The sequence below is a fragment of the Pseudomonas sp. IPO3747 genome, assembly GCF_013385245.1.
GTDB classification, from domain to species: Bacteria; Pseudomonadota; Gammaproteobacteria; order Pseudomonadales; family Pseudomonadaceae; genus Aquipseudomonas; species Aquipseudomonas edaphica.
This window is the reverse complement of sequence record NZ_JACAQL010000002.1, coordinates 793,800-816,444: the sequence shown is the minus strand read 5'-3', so window position 1 is coordinate 816,444 and position 22,645 is coordinate 793,800. Positions and strand designations below refer to the sequence as shown.

General features: G+C 59.8%; 21 protein-coding genes. 4 read left to right on the top strand and 17 right to left on the bottom strand.

Annotated features, from left to right (window positions below; all coding sequences use genetic code 11):
* Positions 1-117: 117 nt before the first annotated feature.
* From HX790_RS05110 to HX790_RS05060, 11 genes are all read right to left on the bottom strand, one after another.
* Positions 118-456 (bottom strand): GlpM family protein, encoded by a 339-nt coding sequence (locus tag HX790_RS05110; RefSeq protein ID WP_017137026.1) that lies wholly within the window; start codon positions 454-456, stop codon positions 118-120.
* Entirely contained in the window at positions 456-1,793 is a 1,338-nt protein-coding gene (locus tag HX790_RS05105; RefSeq protein ID WP_017137027.1) for a sigma-54 dependent transcriptional regulator, read from the bottom strand. The genes HX790_RS05110 and HX790_RS05105 overlap by 1 nt, the downstream gene beginning before the upstream one ends.
* Positions 1,793-3,694 carry a sensor histidine kinase gene (locus tag HX790_RS05100; RefSeq protein ID WP_169985332.1) on the bottom strand — a complete coding sequence of 634 codons (1,902 nt, stop codon included), beginning with the start codon at positions 3,692-3,694 and terminating at the stop codon, positions 1,793-1,795. The genes HX790_RS05105 and HX790_RS05100 overlap by 1 nt, the downstream gene beginning before the upstream one ends.
* 209 nt (positions 3,695-3,903) lie before the next feature.
* Complete coding sequence (locus tag HX790_RS05095) at positions 3,904-4,638, bottom strand: amino acid ABC transporter ATP-binding protein (protein WP_017137029.1); 735 nt, start codon at positions 4,636-4,638, stop codon at positions 3,904-3,906.
* Complete coding sequence (locus HX790_RS05090; protein ID WP_017137030.1) at positions 4,635-5,306, bottom strand: amino acid ABC transporter permease; 672 nt, start codon at positions 5,304-5,306, stop codon at positions 4,635-4,637. Before HX790_RS05090 ends, HX790_RS05095 begins: the two co-directional genes overlap by 4 nt.
* On the bottom strand, positions 5,306-6,052 hold the full coding sequence (locus tag HX790_RS05085; protein WP_099548514.1) for an amino acid ABC transporter permease: 747 nt from the start codon (positions 6,050-6,052) through the stop codon (positions 5,306-5,308). The genes HX790_RS05090 and HX790_RS05085 overlap by 1 nt, the downstream gene beginning before the upstream one ends.
* A 194-nt stretch (positions 6,053-6,246) precedes the next feature.
* On the bottom strand, positions 6,247-7,173 hold the full coding sequence (locus tag HX790_RS05080; RefSeq protein WP_058421600.1) for a glutamate/aspartate ABC transporter substrate-binding protein: 927 nt from the start codon (positions 7,171-7,173) through the stop codon (positions 6,247-6,249).
* A 488-nt stretch (positions 7,174-7,661) separates the two neighbouring features.
* Complete coding sequence (glpD, locus tag HX790_RS05075) at positions 7,662-9,200, bottom strand: glycerol-3-phosphate dehydrogenase (protein WP_017137033.1); 1,539 nt, start codon at positions 9,198-9,200, stop codon at positions 7,662-7,664.
* Positions 9,201-9,486: 286 nt separating this feature from the next.
* Complete coding sequence (locus HX790_RS05070) at positions 9,487-10,242, bottom strand: DeoR/GlpR family transcriptional regulator (RefSeq protein ID WP_010212755.1); 756 nt, start codon at positions 10,240-10,242, stop codon at positions 9,487-9,489.
* A 95-nt stretch (positions 10,243-10,337) separates the two neighbouring features.
* On the bottom strand, positions 10,338-11,843 hold the full coding sequence (gene glpK / locus HX790_RS05065; protein WP_176991311.1) for a glycerol kinase GlpK: 1,506 nt from the start codon (positions 11,841-11,843) through the stop codon (positions 10,338-10,340).
* Between the two features lie 77 nt (positions 11,844-11,920).
* Positions 11,921-12,778 carry an MIP/aquaporin family protein gene (locus HX790_RS05060; protein ID WP_169985840.1) on the bottom strand — a complete coding sequence of 286 codons (858 nt, stop codon included), beginning with the start codon at positions 12,776-12,778 and terminating at the stop codon, positions 11,921-11,923.
* Between the two features lie 325 nt (positions 12,779-13,103).
* On the opposite strand from HX790_RS05060, the gene ybaK reads away from it, so the two are divergent.
* Positions 13,104-13,574 carry a Cys-tRNA(Pro) deacylase gene (ybaK, locus tag HX790_RS05055; protein WP_017137036.1) on the top strand — a complete coding sequence of 157 codons (471 nt, stop codon included), beginning with the start codon at positions 13,104-13,106 and terminating at the stop codon, positions 13,572-13,574.
* A gap of 140 nt (positions 13,575-13,714) precedes the next feature.
* Here the strand turns inward: ybaK and HX790_RS05050 are convergent, their stop codons facing one another.
* Positions 13,715-14,824, bottom strand: coding sequence for an ABC transporter ATP-binding protein (locus tag HX790_RS05050; RefSeq protein ID WP_176991310.1), 1,110 nt, complete (start codon positions 14,822-14,824; stop codon positions 13,715-13,717).
* Positions 14,821-15,741, bottom strand: coding sequence for an ornithine carbamoyltransferase (gene argF / locus HX790_RS05045; protein WP_017137038.1), 921 nt, complete (start codon positions 15,739-15,741; stop codon positions 14,821-14,823). The genes HX790_RS05050 and argF overlap by 4 nt, the downstream gene beginning before the upstream one ends.
* A 422-nt stretch (positions 15,742-16,163) precedes the next feature.
* On the opposite strand from argF, the gene HX790_RS05040 reads away from it, so the two are divergent.
* On the top strand, positions 16,164-18,272 hold the full coding sequence (locus HX790_RS05040) for a molybdopterin oxidoreductase family protein (protein ID WP_176991309.1): 2,109 nt from the start codon (positions 16,164-16,166) through the stop codon (positions 18,270-18,272).
* Between the two features lie 84 nt (positions 18,273-18,356).
* Entirely contained in the window at positions 18,357-18,695 is a 339-nt protein-coding gene (gene grxD / locus HX790_RS05035; protein WP_058421605.1) for a Grx4 family monothiol glutaredoxin, read from the top strand.
* 132 nt (positions 18,696-18,827) lie between these two features.
* Here grxD and bfr read toward each other — a convergent pair whose 3' ends face one another.
* Together bfr and HX790_RS05025 are read right to left on the bottom strand one after the other, a co-directional pair.
* Positions 18,828-19,298: a bacterioferritin gene (gene bfr / locus HX790_RS05030; protein ID WP_176991308.1), complete on the bottom strand. Its 471-nt coding sequence runs from the start codon at positions 19,296-19,298 to the stop codon at positions 18,828-18,830.
* A 201-nt stretch (positions 19,299-19,499) separates the two neighbouring features.
* The gene (locus HX790_RS05025) at positions 19,500-19,718 is read right to left on the bottom strand and encodes a bacterioferritin-associated ferredoxin (RefSeq protein ID WP_010564137.1); all 219 of its coding nucleotides are present in this window, start codon (positions 19,716-19,718) and stop codon (positions 19,500-19,502) included.
* Between the two features lie 243 nt (positions 19,719-19,961).
* Here HX790_RS05025 and HX790_RS05020 point away from each other — a divergent pair, with 243 nt between their 5' ends.
* Positions 19,962-20,564, top strand: a complete 603-nt coding sequence (locus tag HX790_RS05020; RefSeq protein ID WP_003172097.1) for a peroxiredoxin — start codon at positions 19,962-19,964, stop codon at positions 20,562-20,564.
* 216 nt (positions 20,565-20,780) lie between these two features.
* On the opposite strand, the gene rnt is transcribed toward HX790_RS05020, so the two are convergent.
* Both rnt and pyrC read right to left on the bottom strand, forming a co-directional pair.
* A complete protein-coding gene (rnt, locus tag HX790_RS05015; protein ID WP_017137041.1) occupies positions 20,781-21,452 on the bottom strand; it encodes a ribonuclease T in 672 nt (223 codons plus the stop codon).
* Positions 21,449-22,495: a dihydroorotase gene (gene pyrC, locus HX790_RS05010; RefSeq protein WP_017137042.1), complete on the bottom strand. Its 1,047-nt coding sequence runs from the start codon at positions 22,493-22,495 to the stop codon at positions 21,449-21,451. Before pyrC ends, rnt begins: the two co-directional genes overlap by 4 nt.
* Between the last annotated feature and the right edge of the window lie 150 nt (positions 22,496-22,645).

Here is a 22,645-nt window from a genome sequence, read left to right as displayed (position 1 = left end):
ATGAACCCCAATGTGGGAGCTGGCTTGCCTGCGATAGCGGTATGTCTGTGCCAGATAAGTTGGCTGATACACCGCCATCGCAGGCAAGCCAGCTCCCGCAGGTTTAACCGCGGTGTGTCAGGCGTGGACGCGTACCCACACTGTCACCAACACCGTCGCCGCCATCAACCATGCCACTGCCGCCACGGCGAGTGAGGCCTCCAGGCGCATGCGGTCGACCATCACATACAGCGTCGCCAAATACACAAAATACGGAATGATCGACCACATCCCAAACAGGATGGTGGTCTTCAAGTCGTCCACCGAACGGCCCTTGCCGACGATGTAATGCGCGATCAGTGCGAAAGTCGGAAACAGCGGCACCAGCCCTGCGATGTAGTAATTTCTGGTCTTGGCCAGCGCCGCCAGGATCAGCACCACCGCCGCGCCCAGGGCGGCTTTCAAGAGTAAGTCCATCAGTGGCTCAACCCGTATTTCTTGACCTTGTCGAACAGCGTGGTCTTGGCCATTCCGAGTTCCAGGCTCGCCTGGGTGAGGTTGCCGCCGCTGCGTTGCAGGGCGTCGTTAAGCAGGTTGCGCTCGAAGGCTTCCACCGCTTCGGTAAAGGCCAGGCCGTGGTTGCTGCTGCTGGCGCCGCTTTTCTTGAAGGCTGGCAAGCCCAGCGCAAAGCGCTCGGCGACGTTGCGCAGTTCACGCACGTTGCCTGGCCAGTCGTGGCTCATCAGGGTCGATACGGTCTGGTTGTCCAGCTCAGGCACACTGCGGTCAAAACGCAGTGACGATTGCTGCAGGAAGTGTTCGAACAGCTGCAGGATGTCTTCACGGCGCTCGCGTAACGGTGGCAATTCCAGGGTCACGACGTTGAGGCGGTAGTAAAGGTCGCTACGGAATTGGTTGGCGCGGCTCAGTTCGTCCAGGTCGGATTTGGTCGCGGCAATGACTCGGCAATCCACCGCCACACTCTGGTTCGAGCCCAGGCGTTCCAAGGTGCGTTCCTGCAACACACGCAGCAGTTTGATCTGCAGGTTGATCGGCATGCTTTCCACTTCGTCGAGGAACAGCGTGCCCTCATGGGCGTGTTCGATCTTGCCGATGCGCCGCTTGCCCGCGCCGGTAAAGGCGTTGGCTTCGTGGCCGAATATTTCGCTTTCGAACAGGTTCTCCGGCAGGCCACCGCAGTTCAGGGCAACGAATTGATGGTCGTGGCGTCGGCTGAAATCGTGCAAGCAACGCGCAACCAGTTCCTTGCCGGTGCCGGTTTCGCCTTCGATCAGCACGTTGGCCGAGGTATCAGCGACGTTGGCGATCAGTTCGCGCAGGTTTTGCATGGCGGGCGAGCGGCCGATGATGCGGCCTTCCAGCGAGTCGCGCTCGGCCAGTTGGCGGCGCAGCGACCAGACTTCCCGCGCCAGCCCACGTTGCTCAAGCGCGCGGCGCGCCACATCGACCAGGCGCTCGGGGGAGAAGGGTTTTTCCATGAAGTCGTAGGCGCCGTTACGCATGGCACCGACTGCCATCGAAATATCCCCGTGGCCGGTGATCAGCACCACTGGCAGGCTTTTATCCAGGGCCTTGAGGCGGGTGAGCAGCTCCAGGCCATCGATGCCTGGCAGGCGAATATCGCTGATGACGATGCCGGCAAAGTTCTCACCGATGCGCTTGAGCGCTTCCTCGGCACTGCCCACACCCACGCTGTGAATGTCTTCCAGCGCCAGGGCTTGCTGGCAGCCGAGCAGCACATGGGGGTCGTCTTCGACGATCAGAACGGTGAGGTCTTTAGGATCGGTACTCATCATGTCGACTCAGCTTTTTGGGTGCCCACCAACGGCAGGCACAAGACGAAGGCAGTACCACCACTGGCCGGGTGTTCCACGGCGAGGTTGCCGCCGGTGGCCGCCGCCAGGCTGGCCGAAAGTGTCAGGCCCAGGCCCAGGCCTTGTTCGCCGGGTTTGGTGGTGAAGAACGGTTCAAATAAATGTTTGCGCGCTTCGGGGTCGATGCCGTGGCCATTGTCGCGCACTTGCAGGCGGTACTTGCCCTCGCTGCTGTGGCCGTCCAGCCATAGTTCGGGGGCCGGTTGTGCCTGCATGGCGTCGAGGGCGTTGCCGATCAGGTTGACCAGGATCTGTTCCAGGCGGGTCTGGTCGATCTGCAATTGCGCGCTGACAAAGTCACGGTGCACGGTCAACGGCAAGCCGTCCAGGCGCGCGCCCAGAACCTGGAAGGCGGCGTCCACGGCTTTGCCCAGGTTGGCCTCGCCCTGATCATCGCCGCGCCGGGCAAACGAGCGCAGGCTGGCGGTGATGCGGCCCATGCGGTCGATCAACTCGTTGATGGTCTTGAGGTTGGCGCTGGCGGTGTCGAGGGCGCCACGCTCCAGGAAGCGCACGGTGTTACCCGACAGCGTGCGCAATGCCGCCAGCGGCTGGTTGAGTTCATGGGCAATGCTGGTGGACATCTGGCCGATGGCCGCAAGCTTGCCGGCCTGCACCAGTTCATCCTGGGCGCGACGCAGGGTTTCTTCGGCCTGGCGGCGTTCGCGGATCTGGCCCTTGAGCCGTTCGTTACTGGCGCGCAGGTCGGCGGTGCGTTCGGCAATTCGCCGTTCCAGCTGGCTGTTGGCTTCCTGCAAGGCTTCGCGCGCAGCGAGGCGGGTGGCGATGACTTTGCGCCGCTCGTTCCAGGCAATCAGCAGGAACGCGACCAGGCCAAATGCGACCGCCACCAGAATGCCCTGATTGATCGCGGCGCGACGCAGGTCGTTAAGTGGAGTCAGCAGGGTGAAGTTCCACGGCGTGTCGCTGAGCGGGCGGGTCTGGGCCAGGTAGCTGACTTCGCGCTCGTCGTTGACCACTTCGCTGTTGGCCGGAAAGGTGAGTTTCTCGGTACCTTCGTTGAGACGCTCGCGGGCCAACGGCTCCAGCTCGTTCAATGTCGCCCAGTAATATTGCAGGCTGTGGGCCAGGCGTTCCTTGGTGTCATCGCTCAGCGGGCGCACGGCCTTGAGACGCCGGGCCGGGTCGCTGGAGAGGATGATGATGCCGTTCTCATCGCTCACAAAGGCTTCGAGACGCGCGCGCTGCCAGCGTTCTTCGAGTGCTTCAAGGCGCACTTTGACCACGGCCACGCCGATGATCTTGCCGTGCTCTTCGAGGCCGTGCGCCAGGTAGTAACCGGGTTCGCCGTTGGTGCTGCCAATGCCATAGAAACGGCCGGGCTGGCCGCGCACGGCGTTTTGGAAATAGGCACGGAAGGACAGGTCTTCACCCTGGTAACTGTCGGCATCGCGCCAGTTACTGGTGGCCAGCACGCGGCCGGTGGTGTCCATCACGTAGATGGCCCGGCTGCGACTGCGTCGGTTCAGGCCTTCGAGGTAATCGTTGACCGTTTGCCGGGTTTCCTGGCTCGGGTCGGCCAGCAGCCTGGAGACGCTGGATTCCAGCTCCAACAGGCTGGGCAGGTAGGTGTATTTGCTCAGTTCGCTTTCGACGGTGCGGGCATGCAGCTCCAACTGGCGTTCGCCGTTGTCGCTGAGGGTGCGGATACCATAGTACTCACTGACCCAGAAGCCGATGTAACCCAAGCCGATCATCAGGGCGATGATCAACGGCGGCAGGAACAGTTGGCGAATCAGACGAGGTTTCACGGCAAGTGATGGCGGTGCGGCGCGAAATTGGTTGGGGTCGCATTTCATCACAGATGCCTTGGGTCAACCAGCGCTGTCAGCCCTGTTGCGAACCCGGTTGTGTGGGCAATTTGATTATGTGGGAGCCGGGCTTGCCCGCGATGCAGGCGCCTCGGTGTATCAGTTGCACCGAGGTGATGCTATCGCAGGCAAGCCAGCGCCCACACAAGCCGTCTTCCACACAAGCCCGGTTCCCACAGGGAGAACAGTGCTGCTTTTTAGTGCTGCAGGATTTTCTCAAGGAAGTGCTGCGCGCGTTCGGAGCGGGCGCTGATATCGCCGAAGAACTCCTCTTTCGGGCAGTCTTCGATGATCTTGCCGGCGTCCATGAAGATCACGCGGTCGGCCACTTTGCGCGCGAAGCCCATTTCGTGGGTCACGCACATCATGGTCATGCCTTCGTGGGCCAGTTGCACCATCACGTCGAGCACTTCGTTAACCATCTCCGGGTCGAGCGCCGAGGTCGGTTCGTCGAACAGCATGACGATCGGGTCCATGGCCAGGGCGCGGGCAATGGCCACACGTTGTTGCTGGCCGCCGGAGAGCTGGCCCGGGTGCTTGTGGGCGTGCGCCGACAGGCCCACACGGTCAAGCAGCTGCAGGCCCTTCTTGGTGGCTTCTTCCTTGCTGCGGCCCAGCACTTTGATCTGTGCGATGGTCAGGTTTTCGGTGATGGTCAGGTGCGGGAACAGCTCGAAGTGCTGGAACACCATGCCCACGCGCGAGCGCAGTTTGGGCAGGTTGGTCTTCGGGTCGGCAATGGAGGTGCCGTCGACCACGATGTCGCCCTTCTGGAACGGTTCCAGCGCGTTGACGCACTTGATCAGGGTGGATTTGCCCGAACCCGATGGGCCGCACACCACGATCACTTCGCCTTTTTTGACATCAGTGCTGCAATCGGTCAGCACCTGGAAGTCGCCATACCACTTGTTGATGTTCTTGATAGAGATCATACGGCAAACCTTTTTTGCAGACGCTTGACCAGCAGCGAGGCGGAAAAGCTGATGATGAAGTAGACGACACCGGCGAAGATCAGGAACTCATTGGAGCGGCCGATGATGTCGCCGTTGGAGCGGGCGGAGTTGAGGAAGTCCACCAGGCCCACGGTGTAGACCAGCGAGGTGTCCTGGAACAGGATGATCGACTGTTGCAGCAGCAACGGGGTCATCTTGCGGAAAGCCTGGGGCAGGATGATCAGACGCATGGTCTGGCCATAGGTCATGCCCATTGCCTGGGCTGCGCCCATCTGGCCCTTGGGGATCGACTGCACGCCGGCCCGCACGATTTCACAGAAGTACGCAGCTTCGAACATCATGAAGGCCACGACGCAGGAAGTGAACGCGCCGATCGGGGTGTCTTCGCCGGTGATCCAGCGCAGCACGAACGGCACCGCCAGGTAGAACCAGGTGATCACCAGCAGCAGCGGGATCGAGCGGAAGTAGTTCACGTAGGCGCCGGCCAGGCGCGACAGCAGTTTGCTGGACGACAGGCGCATCAGCGCCAGGACCGTACCCAGTGCGATGCCGCCGACCACGCCCATGACCATCAACTGCAAGGTCATGACCATGCCGTTCCACAGGCCCGGAATGGCGGGGATGATACCGCTGAAATCGAAGTCCATTATTTACCCCCCACGGAGATCAGGCCGGGCACCGCGACTTTCTTCTCGATCACGCGCATCAGCAACATCAGGCTCATGTTCAAGGTGAAGTAGATCAACGTAGCCAGGGTGAAGGCTTCAAACAGGTTGGCCGAAAACTCGGCAGTCTGTTTGGTTTGCGCCAGCAGTTCCATCAAGCCGATCAAGGACGCCACGGAGGAGTTCTTGAACACGTTGAGGAATTCGGAGGTAAGCGGCGGAATGATGATGCGGTAGGCCTGGGGCAGCAGCACGTTCCAGTAGATCTGTGGCAGCTTGAAGCCCATGGCACGCGCCGCAGCTTCCTGGCCACGTGGCAGCGCCTGGATGCCGGTACGCACTTGTTCGCACACACGGGCGGCGGTGAACAGGCCCAGGCACACGACAACGCTCAGGTAGGCCGAGGTGGTCGGGTTGAGGTCCTGTTTGTACCAGTCCTGCAGGTTCTGCGGCAGCATATCGGGCACCAGGAAGTACCAGATAAACAGCTGCACCAGCAGCGGCACGTTACGAAACAGCTCGACGTAGCAGGTCGCGATGCCCGCTACGATGCGGTTTGGCACGGTGCGCATGACCCCCAGAATGGAGCCAAGCAACAAGGCGATAATCCATGCCACGACAGCGATGGCGATGGTCCAGCCCAAGCCGGCGATGTACCAGTCGAGATAAGTCTCGCTGCCAACGCCAGTGGACTTGAAGAACACGCCCCAGTCCCAGTTGTAATTCATTAGGGTCTCCCCTCGAGATCGATCGATGTACAAGCACCCGCTTGGGGAAGATCCTTTCCCGCCTGACGGTGAACGCCAGGCACACGCGATCGGCTCGAAAACCGCCAGGTCGAGTGTTCCACATTAATGCCAGCAGGTAGTAACAGACGCCTGAGGGAGGGTTGGCTCCCTCAGGACATAAGCTTAGTCAGGTATCAGATTTTTACGTCAGGGGCTGGCTTGTCGCTTGGGTTGGCGATCAGCTCCTTAACCTTTTCGCTCATCGGGAAGTTCAGGTTCAGGCCTTTTGGTGGGATCGGGCTCTCGAACCACTTGCTGTAGATCTTGTTGATCTCGCCGGATTTGTACAGGGCGACGATGGCGTCATCCACGGCTTTCTTGAAGGCCGGGTCGTCTTTACGCACCATGCACGCGTAGGCTTCGAAGGACTGTGGAGTACCGGTGATGACCCAGTCGTCCGGCTTCTTGGCCTTGGCTTCTTCGCCGGCCAGCAGGGCGTCGTCCATCATGAACGCAACGGCACGGCCGCTTTCGAGCATCTGGAAGGATTCGCCGTGGTCTTTGGCCGAGATAACGTTCATGCCCATCTGCTTGTCGGCGTTCATCGCTTTGATGATGCGCTCGGACGTGGTGCCAGCGGTGGTCACGACGTTTTTGCCTTTCAGGTCGGCAAAGTCAGCGTAGGACGGCTTGCCATCCTTGTCCTTCTTGACCAGCAGACGGGTGCCGATTTCGAAGATGTTGACGGTGAAATCAACTTGCTGGGCGCGTTCGGCGTTGTTGGTGGTGGAGCCGCACTCAAGGTCCGCAGTGCCGTTCTGGATCAGCGGGATACGAGTCTGCGAAGTCACCAGGTTGTATTTGGCCTTCAGATCGGGCTTGTTCAGGTCTTTTTTCAGGGCTTCAACCACAGCCAACTGAACGTCGTGGGAGTAGCCCACGGGTTTGCCCGAGCCATCCGCGATGTAGGAAAACGGAATGGAGCTGTCGCGGTGAGCGAGGGTGATGGTGCCGGAGTCGTTGATTTTCTTCAGTGTGCCGGTGAGTTCGGCGGCGAAAACTGGAGTGCTGATCAGAGCAGCAGCGATAGCTGCGCCCAGGATATGGGGAACGATGCGCATCAATACTTCCTCGACATTTGTTTTTTTTATGAAGCCGGCTAAGCGACTCTCTTTGTACTGCGAATGCCCATGACGGCTCCTAAGGCGCCTCAGGCAATCGTCAGGGAGTGTAGAGCATGAGTCGTGCCATACCAGAAATAAAAGGTTATTTGATTGATTTATAAGGAGATTAAGTTTGTGTTACGAGGGATTTGTAACGGTTTGGTCCGGCAAACCGAATGGGGTGGGGTGTGGCGTTCGGAAAACCGAATGGTCAGCAAGGTATTCCGAGCCAGGCTTTTTGTGGGAGCTGGCTTGCCCCGCGATGCCTGCACCTCGGTCTTTGATTGAACCGAGGTGATGCAATCGCAGGCACCGGCGGCCTATCCGGTGCTGCTGGGCTCGGCCTTCAGCGTGATTCGCGACATCGGCCTGCGCTATGCCAGGACACACCCTATAAAAAAGCCCCTGGACCTTGCGGTACAGGGGCTTCTCGTCACTGCCTGCGATCAGGCTGCTTCAATCTTCGCGCGGTTTTGCTCGACCTTGGACAGGTAGCGCTGCACGTTTTCCTGCTCTTGCGGTGTGGTGAACAAGCCCAGCTTGGTCCGGCGCCACAGCACGTCCTGCGGTTGCGTCACCCATTCTTCGGCGCACAGGTAATCGACTTCGCGGGTGTACAGGCCGCCACCCAGGTGTTCGCCCAAGTCAGCAAGCGATTGCACGCCTTCGAGCAAGCGCCAGGTACGGCTGCCGTACGTGGTGGACCAACGGCGTGCGATCTCGCTTGGCACCCAGTCAAATTTGGCGCGAATCGCTTCGGCCAAGGCTTCTGGCGTAGTCATGTTCTCGCCGCCCGGCAGGCTCGCCGTGGCGGTCCAACTTGGGCGCATCTGCGTGAAAAACGGCGCCAGTTGCGCCATCGCCGATTCGGCCAGCTTGCGGTAGGTGGTCAACTTGCCACCGAACACCGACAGGATCGGCGCTTCACCGTTACCGCCAGACAGCGACAGGGTGTAGTCGCGGGTGATGGCCGACGGGTTGTCCGATTCGTCGTTGCACAGCGGGCGCACGCCGGAGTAGGTGTGCACGATGTCGTCGCGGCTCAACTGCTTCTTGAAGTGCGCGTTGACTACTTTGAGCATGTAGTCGGTTTCACCTTCGGTAATCGCAACCTTCGCTGGGTCACCGGTGTACTCACGGTCGGTGGTGCCGATGATGGTCAGGTGGTTCAGGTACGGAATCGTGAAGACGATGCGCTGATCTTCGTTCTGCAGGATGTGCGCGTGCGCACCTTCGTAGAGTTTCGGCACGATCAAGTGGCTGCCCTGGATCAGGCGGATGCCGTAAGGCGAGTCCAGCTTCAGGTCTTCCTTGATGAACTTGGCGACCCACGGGCCGGCGGCGTTCACCAAGGCGCGGGCGCGGATCGAGAACAGGCTGCCATCGGCGCGTTCCATGTTCATTTCCCACATGCCGTTGCTGCGATGTGCGCTGATGCAACGGGTCTGGGTGTGGATATGCGCGCCTTTTTCACGGGCGGCCATGGCATTGAGTACCACCAGGCGGGCGTCATCAACCCAGCAGTCGGAGTATTCGAAGCCTTTGGTGATTTCACTTTTCAACGGGCTGTCGGGGCCGAACTTCAGGCTCTTGGAACCGGCGAGTTTTTCGCGCTTGCCCAAGTGGTCGTACAGGAACAGGCCAGCGCGGATCATCCAAGCCGGGCGCAGGTGCGGGCGGTGCGGCAAGACAAAGCGCATCTGCTTGACGATGTGCGGGGCCTTGGCCAGCAGCACCTCACGTTCGGCCAGAGCCTCGCGCACCAGGCGGAATTCGTAATGTTCGAGGTAGCGCAGGCCGCCGTGGATCAGCTTGCTGCTGGCGGAAGATGTGTGGCTGGCCAAGTCGTCCTTTTCGCAAAGGAATACCGACAAACCGCGCCCGGCTGCGTCTGCTGCAATGCCGACGCCATTGATTCCGCCGCCAATTACGGCAACGTCATAGACTTCGGCAAGCGGTGGAGCAGGCAAGGTGGAAGGGTTCATCGGCTGGCCTCGCGATCTTTTCGTCTTTGAATTCGAACATTAATGTTCATTTGCGAAAATGGTAGCTGATAAACGCGCGCACAGCCACCCGACTTCGATTGAAAAAACTCATCGAAGGGCTGAAAAAGGAAGAATTGTGAACATGAGCCAAGGAAAGGCTCGAGAGAGGGGGGTTGGATATATCGCCATCGCGGGCAAGCCCGGCTCCCACAGTTGACCGAGTGCCTGCATGAGAATGCGGTCAACTGTGGGAGCGGGCTTGCCCGCGATGGCGGTGTTACAGACTCTAAACCACTTCCAGCCGAACCTTATGCTGGTTCAACAACTGCACCAACGCCGGCACCGGCTGCTGGTCGGTCACCAGACAGTCCACCAGACTGATCGGCCCCAAGCGAATCATGGCATTGCGCCCGAATTTACTTGAGTCGGCCGCCAGGATCACCTGGCGTGCATTGGCGATGATCGCCTGGGAAACCCTGACTTCCTGATAGTCAAAGTCCAGCAGGCTGCCGTCTTCATCAATGCCACTGATGCCGACCAACGCAAAGTCGACCTTGAACTGGTTGATAAAGTCGACACTCGCCTGGCCCACCACACCGCCGTCACGGCGCACGTTGCCGCCGGTCAACAGCACATCGAAGTCGTCCTTGGCACTGAGCATGGTGGCAACGTTGAGGTTGTTGGTGATGATTTTCAGGTGGTTGTGATTGAGCAGCGCACGCGCGATGGATTCGGTGGTGGTGCCGATATTGATGAACAGCGAGGCGTGATCAGGGATTTGCGCGGCAATGGCTTCGCCGATGCGTTGTTTCTCATCGCGCATCTGGTCGGCACGCATGGCGTACGCGGTGTTCTCGACACTGGAGTCATAGGCCGCGCCGCCGTGGTAGCGGCGCAGCAGGTTGGCGTCCGCCAGTTGGTTGATATCGCGGCGGATGGTTTGCGGGGTGACAACGAATAGCTGCGCCATCTCCTCGATACTGACGTAGCCGCGTTCGCGCACCAGTTCGAGAATTTGTTGTTGGCGGGGAGGCAGATTCATGGGGCGTCCTTTGGGCTGCCATACAAAAGTGGCCCATGATGCCGCAGCAATCGACTCCCCGCCAGTTACAACCCGATATGGGTCCGGCGGTTGGCTTATTCAGCGCCTTCGTGCGGTTCCCAGTCGCGGGTGCGGCTGACTGCTTTTTGCCAGCCGGCGTAGAGCTTCTCTTTGGCGGCTTCATCAAGCTGTGGTTCGAATTCGCGCTCGATGACGGCCTTGCCACGCAGTTCGTCCAGGCTGCCCCAGAAACCGCAGGCCAGGCCTGCCAGGTACGCGGCGCCGAGTGCCGTGGTTTCGCGCATTTGCGGGCGCTCGACCTGGGTGCCGAGGATATCGGCCTGGAACTGCATCAGGAAGTTGTTGGCCACCGCGCCGCCGTCCACACGCAGGGCTTTGAGGCGTTCGCCAGAGTCCTGTTGCATGGCGTCCAGCACGTCGCGGGTCTGGTAGGCAATCGACTCCAGGGCGGCACGGATAATGTGATCCACGCGCACGCCACGGGTCAGGCCGAACAGCGCGCCACGGGCATACGGGTCCCAGTACGGAGCGCCCAGGCCGGTGAAGGCTGGCACCAGGTACACGCCGTTACTGTCCTTGACCTTGCCGGCGAAGTATTCGGTGTCGGTGGCGTCGGCGATGATCTTCAGCTCGTCACGCAGCCATTGCACGGTGGAGCCACCGTTGAAGACCGCACCTTCGAGGGCGTAAGCCACTTCGCCACGTGGGCCGCAAGCGATGGTGGTGAGCATGCCGTGCTTGGATTTCACCGCCTTGTCGCCGGTGTTCATCAGCAGGAAGCAACCGGTGCCATAGGTGTTCTTGGCCTGGCCGGCTTCTACGCACATCTGGCCGAACAGCGCCGCTTGCTGGTCACCGGCAATACCGCCGATGGCGATGCCGCTTTTGGTGCGGCCGTAGATTTCCGAGGAGGACTTGACTTCCGGCAGCATTTCGCGCGGCACGTCGAGAATCTCCAGCATCTTCGCATCCCACTCCAGGGTGTGGATGTTGAAGAGCATGGTGCGCGAGGCGTTGGTGTAGTCGGTGACGTGGGTCTTGCCGCCGGTAAATTTCCAGATCAGCCAGCTGTCGACGGTGCCGAACAGCAGCTCGCCATTGCGCGCACGCTCGCGGCTGCCTTCGACGTTGTCGAGGATCCACTTGAGCTTGGTGCCGGAAAAGTACGGATCGGTGACCAGGCCGGTGGTGTCGCTGATGTATTGCTCGTGGCCGTCGCGCTTGAGCTGCTGGCAGATCTCGGTGCTGCGGCGGCACTGCCACACGATCGCGTTGTAGATCGGGCGGCCGGTGATCTTGTCCCAGACCACGGTGGTTTCACGCTGGTTGGTGATACCGATGGCGGCGACCTGGTCATGGTGCAGGCCGGCTTGTGCCAGGGCCTCGACCATTACCGCGCTCTGGGTGGCGAAAATTTCCATCGGGTCATGTTCGACCCAGCCGGCTTGCGGGTAATGCTGAGCGAATTCACGCTGGGCGGTGCGGACCACGTTGGCGTCACGATCGAAGATGATCGCCCGCGAACTGGTGGTGCCCTGATCGAGGGCAATGATGTAGTTCTTATTCTGAATGTCGGTCATGTCAATTGCCTTGGACGAAATAAGGAAGTCAGAAATCAGCCTGGGCCGCGAAGGGCAGGGGCACCAGGCCGGCGCTTTCAGGAAATACGAGTCTTGCCGTTGACAGCCGTGTCAGGTGTTTCTTCAGCTATAGCAGGTGCGGCGCTCGGCAAGTGGCGGGCAATCAGCCCGCGATAAGCCGCTGCGCCGAGGCAGGCGCCGACAATCGGCGCGAAAATCGGTACCAGGAAGTAAGGAATATCGCGGCCGCCAGTAAAGGCCATTTCACCCCAGCCGGCGAAAAAGGTCATCAGCTTGGGGCCGAAATCACGCGCCGGGTTCATCGCAAAGCCGGTCAGCGGGCCCATGGCACTGCCGATAACTGCAATCAGCAGGCCGATTAACAGCGGGGCCAACGGGCCGCGGGGCAGGCCATTGTTATCGTCGGTCAGGGCCATGATCACGCCCATCAGGATGGCGGTGATGACCATTTCCACCAGGAATGCCTGGGCCGTGCTCAGCAGCGCGTGCGGGTAGGTGGAGAACACCGACGCCAATTCCAGGCTGGCCTGAGAGCCGCGAATCATGTGGTGAGTTTGTTCGTAATCGAAAAAGAGGTTGCTGTACAGCGTGTAAACCAACGCCGCCGAGCAGAACGCGCCGGCGATTTGCGCGAGGATATAGAAGGGCAGTTTGCGTTTTTCGAAATCGGCAAAAATGCACAGCGCGATACTTACCGCCGGGTTGAGGTGCGCCCCGGAAATACCGGCGCTCAGGTAGATCGCCATGCTCACGCCGACCCCCCAGATAATACTGATTTCCCACAGCCCGAAGCTGGCACCCGCGACCTTGAGCGCAGCGACACATCCTGTACCGAAGAAGATCAGAAGCGCAGTCCCCAGGAATTCGGCCATGCATTGGCTCGAAAGTGAAGGCTGTTGAAGAGCAGTAGTCATGGCAAACCTCGATTGTTGTTCTTGTTGGCGCACAGCCTCAACGGGCCGTTGCGCGATTTTCACCGTAATCAGGATCCCCATCCTGACTGCAGCTTCCCGCTGGAACACTGGAGCACTATTCCTACAGTATTCGGAAACGAAAAAATATAGACAAGAATGACCGCTGTCAAAGGTCGAAAGTGAACCATTGGTCATTTTCGAACTATTGGTCTGGTGAATGATCACGGGTGAGGCTGCAAGCGCGCATGGCGGGAGGGGCGCACTAGAGCGTTTTGCGCGGGCTTGGCCTAGAATTGGCGATCTTTCTGCCGCGCCCGGAGTAGTCATGACACCCGCACTGGACCTGTTGAAAAAAGTTCGCGCCGAACATCGCATCCACAGTTACGAGCACGACCCCAAGGCCGCGTCTTATGGCCTGGAGGCCGCGGAAAAATTGGGGCTCGACCCGGCGCAGGTGTTCAAGACCTTGCTGGCCAGCAGTGAGAAAGGTGAATTGCTGGTGGCGGTGGTGCCGGTCGTCGGAAGTCTGGACCTGAAGGCGCTGGCCCATGCGGCCGGCGTTAAAAAAGCCGAGATGGCCGATCCGGTAGCGGCGCAGCGCTCTACCGGTTACCTGTTGGGCGGCATCAGCCCGTTGGGGCAGAAGAAGCGTTTGCGCACGTTTATTGATGAGACCGCGCAACAGTTTGCGACGATTCATGTGAGCGCAGGGAGGAGGGGGTTAGAAGTGGAACTGGCCGCAGCGGTGCTGGCCGAGCATACCCAGGCCAAATTTGCGCCGATTGGGCGGGGCTGAAACTCAATTCTGAATGCGCTGAAAATCTAATGTGGGAGCTGGCTTGCCTGCGATGCAGACACCTCGGTCTGTCAGTTGAACCGAGGTGATGCCATCGCAGGCAAGCCAGCTCCCACATTTTTATCCGGTTTGTCAGTTGGTCAGTGAGCCGGGCTGTAACGTCGCACGCCGGATTCGACTTGAGGAATCTGCGCCGCCGTGCTGCCCGATGCCTGAAACAACACCAGATGCTCCGCCGCCACCCGAATCCCCACCTGCGCACCCACCTGATGGTCTGCATGGCTGGGGAAAATCGACTCCAGCTGTGCACCGGTCGGCAGTTGCAAGCGGTACAAGGTCGAAGCGCCGAGGAAAGTCTTGCCGACAATCCGCGCTTTTAACGCGCTGTCGGGTGCGTAAACGATGTCATCCGGACGTAGCAACACATCCACCGCGCCACCCGTTGGCCAGGTGTAGGCACGGTTGCCACGCAGATCACCCAGTTCGGTACTCACCGATTCCGGCGAACTCAGTTGCCCGCGAATGAAGTACCCCTGGCCGATAAAGCTGGCGACATAAGGGGTTTGCGGTTCGTGGTAGAGGTTGTAGGGCGTGTCCCACTGCTCAAGACGGCCCTCTTTGAATACGCCCACGTGATCACTCACGGCGAAGGCTTCTTCCTGATCATGGGTGACCAGAATCGCGCTGGTGCCGCGCGCCTTGAGAATGTCACGTACTTCATGGCTGAGCTTGCGCCGCAGTTCACCGTCGAGGTTGGAGAAAGGTTCATCGAGCAGCAACAGTTGCGGTTCCGGCGCCAAGGCGCGGGCGAGGGCGACGCGTTGTTGCTGGCCGCCGGAAAGTTCGTGGGGGAAACGCTTGCCGAGGTTTTTCAGGTTGACCAGTTCCAGCAGTTCGCCAACCACGCGGTCTTTTTGCGGGTGCTTGCGAATGCCAAAGGCGATGTTGTCGGCCACGCTCAAATGCGGAAACAGCGCGTAGTCCTGAAACACCATGCCAATGCGACGTTTCTCCGGCGCCAGGGTGAACCCGGCACTGGAGATTACTTCACCGGCCAGGCTGATCTCACCTTCATGCACCGGCTCAAACCCGGCGATCGCGCGCAAAGTTGTGGTTTTTCCGCAACCCGAGGAGCCCAGCAGGCAGCCGATGTCACCGGCGTTGAGGTGCAGGTTGAGGTGCTGCACCACGCGTTGATCTTGATAGCCGCATGCCAGATTGCGCAGGTTCAGCAGTAATGGCTGGCTCATGCGTGGTGGTACGACGGCGGGACGAGGAATTCGAGCAGCGCCTTTTGCGCATGCAGGCGGTTCTCGGCCTGGTCCCACGCCACCGAACGCTCATCGTCGAGCAGGTCGAGGCTGATTTCTTCGCCACGGTGTGCGGGCAGGCAGTGCATGAACAGCACGTCCGGCGCGGCCAGGTCGAGCAGGGCGCGGGTCACCTGGAACGGCGCGAACAGCGCCAGGCGCTTGGCGGTCTCTTCTTCCTGGCCCATGGAGGTCCACACGTCGGTGCTCACCAGGTGCGCGCCGATGACCGCGTCACGCGGGTCGCGCACCAGGGTCACGCGATCACCGGCCAGGGCCAGGAAACGTGCATCCGGCTCGTAGCCTTCGGGGCAGGCCACACGCAGTTGGAAGTCGAACTGGATCGCCGCTTCTATATAGCTGTTGCACATGTTGTTGCCGTCGCCGATCCAGGCCACGGTCTTGCCCTGGATCGAACCACGGTGTTCAAGGAAGGTTTGCATGTCGGCCAGCAACTGGCACGGGTGCAGGTCATCGGACAGGCCGTTGATCACCGGTACGCGCGAGTTGGCGGAAAATTCGGTCACGGTGCTGTGGGCAAAAGTACGGATCATCACCGCATCGAGCATGCGCGACATCACGCGGGCAGCGTCGGCGATCGGTTCGCCGCGGCCCAGTTGGGTGTCACGCGAGGACAGGAAGATGGCTTGGCCACCCAGCTGGATCATGCCGGCTTCGAACGACACGCGGGTGCGGGTCGACGACTTCTCGAAAATCATCCCGAGCACACGGTTTTTCAAAGGCTCGAACAGTACGCCGCGGTTACGCAGGTCTTTAAGCTCAATGCCTCGACGGATCACGCTGACCAGCTCTTCGGGCGTGCAATCCATCAGGGAGAGAAAGTGCCTTGCGCTCATCATTAACTACCTTTTTGCAACAGACCGCAGATACTCAAAGCCTTGTTTATTGTGACAACGGGCGAGACCTGCGGCGAAAGCCGCACGGGGCGACGAAATAGGGGAAGGCGCGATCTTATAATTAAATGTCGCGTCTTACCAATAGGGCTACAGTTTTTAAGGGTGTTCAAGAGGGGCGCCGGAGCGCTTTTGAAGACTGATTCCTGACAGCAGCGCTCCATTTGTACACTGGCGCCAAGACCTTTTGCAATGTGTGGGGCGGGCCTGGAGCGGGTTGTGTCGGTTTCGGAGCGCCTATGCAAAGATTTGAAACACTTGCCCATGGCCTGGCCTGATGCCCCTCGATTCACAGAACGAACGTTGCTGGTGCGCGTTCAGGTGTCGGGCCATAGTTGGGCCAAAGCCCAATAAAGAGACTGGCCATGACCAAGACTCTCCACCACCGTGCCTGCCATTTGTGTGAAGCCATCTGCGGCCTGACCCTGGAAACCACCCAGGCGGACGACGGCAGCCTGGCGATCACCTCCATCAAGGGCGACCCGCTGGACACGTTCAGTCGCGGACACATTTGCCCAAAAGCCGTGGCGCTGCAGGATATTCAGAACGACCCCGACCGCCTGCACCAGCCCATGCTGCGAGTGGGCAGCGACTGGCAGCCGATCCCGTGGGACGAGGCCTTTGCACTGGTAGCCGAACGCCTCGCAGGCATCCAGGCCCGGCACGGGCAGAACGCGGTGGCGGTGTATCAGGGCAACCCCAGCGTGCATAACTACGGGTTGATGACCCACAGCAACTACTTCCTTGGCCTGCTGAAGACGCGCAATCGGTTTTCCGCCACCTCGGTGGACCAGTTGCCCCATCACCTCACCAGCCACCTGATGTACGGCCATGGCTTGTTGCTGCCGATTCCGGATATCGACCACACCGATTTCATGCTGATCCTGGGCGGCAACCCGCTGGCGTCCAACGGCAGCATCATGACCGTGCCCGATGTGGAGAAACGCCTCAAGGCCATCCAGGCCCGCGGCGGCAAAGTGGTGGTGGTTGACCCCCGGCGCAGCGAGACGGCGGCGATTGCCGATCAGCATGTGTTCGTGCGGCCCGGTGGCGACGCGGCGCTGCTGTTCGGGCTGCTCAACACCTTGCTCAGCGAAAACCTGACCCGCGACAGCCATTTGCCGATTGCTGGCCTGGAGGATGTGCGCCAGGCGATCGCCGGGTTTACCGCCGAAGCCATGAGCCGCCAGTGTGCGGTGCCTGCCGAACAGATCCGCCAGTTGGCGCGGGACTTTGCGGCGGCGGACAAGGCCGTGTGCTACGGGCGCATGGGCGTATCGACCCAGGCCTTCGGCACGCTGTGCCATTGGCTGGTGCAGTTGATCAATCTGGTCACGGGCAACCTCGACCGTGTCGGCGGCGCCTTGTGCACCACGCCGGCGGTGGATCTGGTGGCCTCCACTGGCGGCGGGCACTTCAATCGCTGGCAAAGCCGGGTGTCCGGGCGGCCGGAGTACGGTGGCGAGTTACCCGTATCGGCCCTGGCCGAAGAAATGCTCACTGAAGGCGAAGGGCAGATCCGCGCCCTGGTGACGGTGGCCGGAAACCCGGTGCTGTCCACGCCTAACGGTCGCCAACTGGAGAAGGCCCTGGACGGTTTGGAGTTCATGGTCAGCGTCGACCTGTATATCAACGAAACCACGCGCTATGCCGACCTGATCTTGCCGTCCACCTCAGCGTTGGAAAACGATCACTACGACACCACGTTCAATATGTTCGCAGTGCGTAACGTCACCCGCTTCAATCGCGCGATCCTGCCCAAGCCTGCCGGCGCGTTGCATGATTGGGAGATCTTTGTCGGCTTGGCCAAGGCCTTCGCTGCGCACACCGGCGCGGTGCTCAAGCCGACCATGGCGCCGGCACAGATGATCGACTTTGGCTTGCGTGCCGGGGTCTATGGCGATGCGTCCGAGCACAAACTGTCGGTGGCCACGCTCGCTGATCATCCCCATGGCGTGGATCTGGGGGCGCTCAACCCCAACTTGGCCGCACGCTTGAAAACCGCCGACGGCCACGTGCAGGCAGCGCCTGCGGTGGTCCTGGCAGACCTGGCGCGCTTTGCGGCCCAGCCGGTGCCAATGGTCAATGAGCTGTTACTGATCGGCCGTCGGCATGTACGCAGCAACAATTCCTGGATGCATAACTATCACCGCCTGGTGAAGGGCAAGCCGCGCCATCAACTGCATATGCATCCCGACGACCTTGCCAGCCGACAATTGAGTGATGGGCAGTGGGTGCGCGTCAGCTCACGCGTTGGCGAGATCGAAGTGGAAGTGGTGGCCAGCCTGGACATGATGCCTGGCGTGGTCAGCCTGCCACACGGCTGGGGCCACGGTCGTCCAGGCGTGCGCATGACCATCGCCAGTGGGCAGCCTGGGGCCAGTGCCAATGACCTGACCGACGAGCGGCAATTGGATGAATTGTCTGGAAACGCCGCGCTTAATGGCGTGCCGGTACAGGTGGCCGCCGCATAAGGCCCGAGCACCGCGCTGGAATTTTGCGTTACAATGCGCCACCGTGCCGACCTGTGAGTCGCAAAGTTCCAGCCGAGGTGTTCCATGGATATCATCGAAACGATCAAAGAGCAGATTGCCAATAACACCATTCTGCTTTATATGAAGGGCGCCCCGAACGCTCCTCAGTGCGGTTTCTCCGCGAAGGCTTCCCAGGCCATCATGGCGTGCGGCGAGAAATTCGCTTACGTGGATATCCTGCAAAACCCGGAAATCCGTGCCAACCTGCCGAAGTACGCCAACTGGCCAACTTTCCCACAACTGTGGGTAGCCGGTGAGCTGGTCGGCGGTAGCGATATCATCACTGAGATGGCTGCTGACGGTTCGCTGCAAGCGCTGATCAAAGAAGCAGCGGTAAACGCGGCGGCCAAGACTGACGCTTGACCCGAATGCAATAAAAAGCCCCGCTTCTCGAAAGAGAGCGGGGCTTTTTTGTGATCGTTCCCACGCTCCGCGTGGGAATGCATCCTGTGACGCTCTGCGTCACCATGCTCAAGTGGGAACGATCTTCAGCGCTTATTCACCCATCTGCGATTGCAGGTAGTTTTCCAGGCTGACTTTAACGATCAAGCCCAGCTGGGTTTCCAGCCAGTCGATATGTTCTTCCTGATCTTCCAGGATATCTTCCAGCAGCTCACGGCTGCCGAAGTCGCCTTTGGTTTCGCAGTGAGCGATGGCGGCCTTGAGGTCGCTGTGGATCTTCTGCTCGAACTTCAGGTCGCTGCTGATCATCTCCTGGGTGTGCTCGCCGATGTTCAGCTTGCCCAGGTCCTGTACGTTCGGCAGCCCTTCCAGGAACAGGATGCGCTTGATCAGCGCGTCTGCGTCCTTCATGGCCTTGATCGATTCTTTGTATTCACGCTTGCCGAGCTTTTCCAGGCCCCAATCGTCATACATGCGCGCATGCAGAAAGTACTGATTGATCGCGACCAGTTCATTGGCAAGGATTTTGTTGAGTTGCTGGATGACTGAGATGTCGCCTTTCATGACTGGGGTCCTGCCCTGTAATAGCTGTGTATAGGGCGGAGTTTGAGCGGCGAAATCCCTAGTGTCAAACCTAAGTTATTGAATAATAAATGAAAATTAATCGGAATAAGAATGTTTGTGTTCCGCGTCTTGACGCTAACTAATTGAATTACGGGCATAAAAAAACCGGACATTAAGTCCGGTTCTTCAAAACACGCCTATTTAAGCGTGTGTAAATTCTGCTGAGTAGGGGAGTGCGGCCTGGGCTGTTTGCAGCTGCGTCAGGGTTTCCCGTACCACTTGCTTGGCGAGGCAAGCACATTTGCCGCACTGGCTGGCAACGCCGGTGGTTTCACGTACTTCCTTGTAGCTGCAGCAACCTTCATAGATTGCTTCGCGGATTTGTCCGTCGGTGACGCCAGTGCAGAGGCAGACATACATAAGGGAGAACCATCGCGGGTTTAAGGCTTAAGTGCGATGGATCTTAATGTTAACGAGAATGATTGTCAAAGTAGATTCACAGGGTATTGCCAGGTACCTGCGGCGCGCTGACGAACGGTTTTTTCAGTGTATGATGGTCGGTCTTCACGAAGCGTGACCGCGTCACAGGCCTGTCGCTTAACTGCGCCAGACTTGGGCTGGTCCTTTTACTTCAATCGTCACCCTTACATCAGGAGATACCCAATGAGCGTACTCGTCGGCAAACAAGCCCCGGATTTCGACGTACCTGCCGTCCTCGGCAATGGCGAAATCGTAGACAGCTTCAAACTGTCTGAAGCCATCAAAGGCAAATACGGCCTGGTGTTCTTCTACCCGCTGGACTTCACCTTCGTGTGCCCGTCGGAGCTGATCGCTCTGGACCACCGCATGGACGATTTCAAGGCGCGCAATGTTGAAGTGGTAGCCGTTTCCATCGACTCCCATTTCACCCACAACGCCTGGCGCAACACCGCCATCAATGATGGCGGCATCGGCAAAGTCAAATACACCATGGCTGCCGACATGAAGCACGACATTGCCAAGGCCTACGACGTTGAGTCCGAAGGCGGCGTGGCGTTCCGTGGCGCGTTCCTGATCGACGACAAGGGCGTTGTACGCTCGCAGATCATCAACGACCTGCCGCTGGGCCGTAACATGGAAGAGCTGATCCGTCTGGTTGACGCCCTGCAATTCCACGAAGAGCACGGCGAAGTCTGCCCTGCCAACTGGAAAAAAGGCGACAAAGGCATGAACGCTTCGCCAGAAGGCGTTGCGGCTTACCTGACCGAGAACGCTGGCAAGCTGTAAGCCTCGTTTCAGGTACAAAAAAACCGGCCTGTGAGGGCCGGTTTTTTTATGCACTGCATTTGGTTCTGTGGCGAGGGAGCTTGCTCCCGCTGGGCTGCGAAGCAGCCCCATAACCTGACACCGCAGTTTAACAGGTTAACCGCGGCGGTCTTATTGGGGCCGCTGCGCAACCCAGCGGGAGCAAGCTCCCTCGCCACAACCACAAAGGCGTCAGCCTCAGTCGTTGAAGTCTTCCCAGCCGCCCATTTGCTTCCACCGATTGACGATGCCGCAGAACAGCTCGGCAGTCTTCTCGGTGTCGTAGCGGGCCGAGTGGGCCTCACGACCATCAAAGTCGATACCGGCCGCCTGGCAGGCCTTTGCCAGCACGGTCTGGCCGTAAGCCAGGCCCGCAAGCGTGGCGGTGTCAAAGCTGGAGAACGGGTGAAACGGGTTGCGCTTCATGTCCAACCGCGTCACGGCAGCATTCAGGAAGCCCAGGTCGAAGCTGCTGTTATGGCCCACCAGGATCGCGCGTTTGCAGCCATTGGCCTTCAACGCTTTACGCACACCACGGAAGATATCGGTCAGCGCCGCTTCTTCACTCACGGCCATGCGCAGTGGGTGATCGAGCTTGATGCCGGTGAACTCCAGGGCTGCAGCTTCGATATTCGCGCCTTCAAACGGCTCAACACGGAAGAAGTGGGTGTGTTCCGGGAACACAAAACCCTGTTCATCCATGCCGATAGTGGTCGCGGCGATTTCCAGCAATGCGTCGGTGGCGCAGTTGAAACCACCGGTTTCTACGTCGATGACAACCGGCAGATAACCGCGAAACCGCTCGGCCATCGGGTGGCGGGAGCCGCCACCACTGTGCTCGTGTTCGTCGTCGTAATGGTCTTCACTCACTTGCTTTCCTCCAGCAGGCGCCAGCGCAGTGTTTCACCGGCGCGCAGCGGGATAACAGTCAGCTCGCCAAACGGCAGGCTGGCAGGGGCGGTCCAATCTTCACGAACCAGGGTAATGCGGTCGGTATTCGCCGGCAGGCCGTAGAAGCGCGGGCCGTTGAGGCTGGCGAAGGCTTCGAGCTTGTCCAGGGCGTTGCGCTGTTCAAACGCTTCGGCATACAGCTCGATGGCGGCATACGCGGTGTAGCAACCGGCACAGCCGCACGCAGCTTCTTTGGCGTGCTGGGCGTGGGGCGCCGAGTCGGTGCCGAGGAAGAACTTCGGGCTGCCGCTGGTAGCGGCGTCCAGCAGGGCCACCTGGTGGGTGTTGCGCTTGAGGATCGGCAGGCAATAGAAGTGCGGCCGAATCCCGCCCACCAGCATGTGGTTGCGGTTGTAAAGCAGGTGATGCGCGGTGATGGTCGCGCCGACGTTGGCCGAAGCCTCGTTGACGAACTGCACGGCGTCGGCGGTGGTGATGTGTTCGAACACGACCTTGAGGGTCGGGAACAGCTCGACCACGCGGCGCATATGCTCGTCGATGAAGATCTTTTCACGATCAAACACATCCACATCGCCACGGGTGACTTCACCGTGGATCAGCAGCGGCATGCCGACTTCAGCCATGGCTTCGATTGCCGGCAGGATCTTGTCGATACTGGTCACGCCGGAGTCGGAGTTGGTGGTCGCGCCCGCCGGGTACAACTTGGCGGCGTACACAAAACCGCTGGCCTTGGCCTCGCGGATTTCGGCAGGCTGGGTACGGTCGGTGAGGTAGAGCACCATCAACGGTTCGAAGCGGCTGCCGGCCGGGCGCGCAGCGAGGATACGCTGGCGATAGGCATCGGCTTGCTCGGCATTACGCACCGGAGGTACCAGGTTAGGCATGATAATCGCGCGGCCAAACGTGCGCGCTACATCGGCCACGGTTTGGGGTAACGCAGCACCATCGCGAAGATGAATATGCCAGTCGTCGGGACGCAGCAGGGTCAGGCGGTCGGACATTGGGGATTCCAGGCGGGTCAATCTGGTGGGAATGCTACCGGAAAAGACTCTTGCAGGCACTCGCTATCAAGTTTTGCCGCACGTGTCCGATATCCCTGGGTATGCCTTAACGACGTATGACGCTTTGAAGTGTTGTAGAAACCAGTGGAG

Excerpts from the sequence above, each read along its gene's own strand:
- HX790_RS05110 (WP_017137026.1), bottom strand. The coding sequence starts at position 456 with ATGGACTTACTCTTGAAAGCCGCCCTGGGCGCGGCGGTGGTGCTGATC.
- HX790_RS05105 (WP_017137027.1), bottom strand. The coding sequence starts at position 1,793 with ATGAGTACCGATCCTAAAGACCTCACCGTTCTGATCGTCGAAGACGAC.
- HX790_RS05100 (WP_169985332.1), bottom strand. The coding sequence starts at position 3,694 with ATGAAATGCGACCCCAACCAATTTCGCGCCGCACCGCCATCACTTGCC.
- HX790_RS05095 (WP_017137029.1), bottom strand. The coding sequence starts at position 4,638 with ATGATCTCTATCAAGAACATCAACAAGTGGTATGGCGACTTCCAGGTG.
- HX790_RS05090 (WP_017137030.1), bottom strand. The coding sequence starts at position 5,306 with ATGGACTTCGATTTCAGCGGTATCATCCCCGCCATTCCGGGCCTGTGG.
- HX790_RS05085 (WP_099548514.1), bottom strand. The coding sequence starts at position 6,052 with ATGAATTACAACTGGGACTGGGGCGTGTTCTTCAAGTCCACTGGCGTT.
- HX790_RS05080 (WP_058421600.1), bottom strand. The coding sequence starts at position 7,173 with ATGCGCATCGTTCCCCATATCCTGGGCGCAGCTATCGCTGCTGCTCTG.
- glpD (WP_017137033.1), bottom strand. The coding sequence starts at position 9,200 with ATGAACCCTTCCACCTTGCCTGCTCCACCGCTTGCCGAAGTCTATGAC.
- HX790_RS05070 (WP_010212755.1), bottom strand. The coding sequence starts at position 10,242 with ATGAATCTGCCTCCCCGCCAACAACAAATTCTCGAACTGGTGCGCGAA.
- glpK (WP_176991311.1), bottom strand. The coding sequence starts at position 11,843 with ATGACCGACATTCAGAATAAGAACTACATCATTGCCCTCGATCAGGGC.
- HX790_RS05060 (WP_169985840.1), bottom strand. The coding sequence starts at position 12,778 with ATGACTACTGCTCTTCAACAGCCTTCACTTTCGAGCCAATGCATGGCC.
- ybaK (WP_017137036.1), top strand. The coding sequence starts at position 13,104 with ATGACACCCGCACTGGACCTGTTGAAAAAAGTTCGCGCCGAACATCGC.
- HX790_RS05050 (WP_176991310.1), bottom strand. The coding sequence starts at position 14,824 with ATGAGCCAGCCATTACTGCTGAACCTGCGCAATCTGGCATGCGGCTAT.
- argF (WP_017137038.1), bottom strand. The coding sequence starts at position 15,741 with ATGAGCGCAAGGCACTTTCTCTCCCTGATGGATTGCACGCCCGAAGAG.
- HX790_RS05040 (WP_176991309.1), top strand. The coding sequence starts at position 16,164 with ATGACCAAGACTCTCCACCACCGTGCCTGCCATTTGTGTGAAGCCATC.
- grxD (WP_058421605.1), top strand. The coding sequence starts at position 18,357 with ATGGATATCATCGAAACGATCAAAGAGCAGATTGCCAATAACACCATT.
- bfr (WP_176991308.1), bottom strand. The coding sequence starts at position 19,298 with ATGAAAGGCGACATCTCAGTCATCCAGCAACTCAACAAAATCCTTGCC.
- HX790_RS05025 (WP_010564137.1), bottom strand. The coding sequence starts at position 19,718 with ATGTATGTCTGCCTCTGCACTGGCGTCACCGACGGACAAATCCGCGAA.
- HX790_RS05020 (WP_003172097.1), top strand. The coding sequence starts at position 19,962 with ATGAGCGTACTCGTCGGCAAACAAGCCCCGGATTTCGACGTACCTGCC.
- pyrC (WP_017137042.1), bottom strand. The coding sequence starts at position 22,495 with ATGTCCGACCGCCTGACCCTGCTGCGTCCCGACGACTGGCATATTCAT.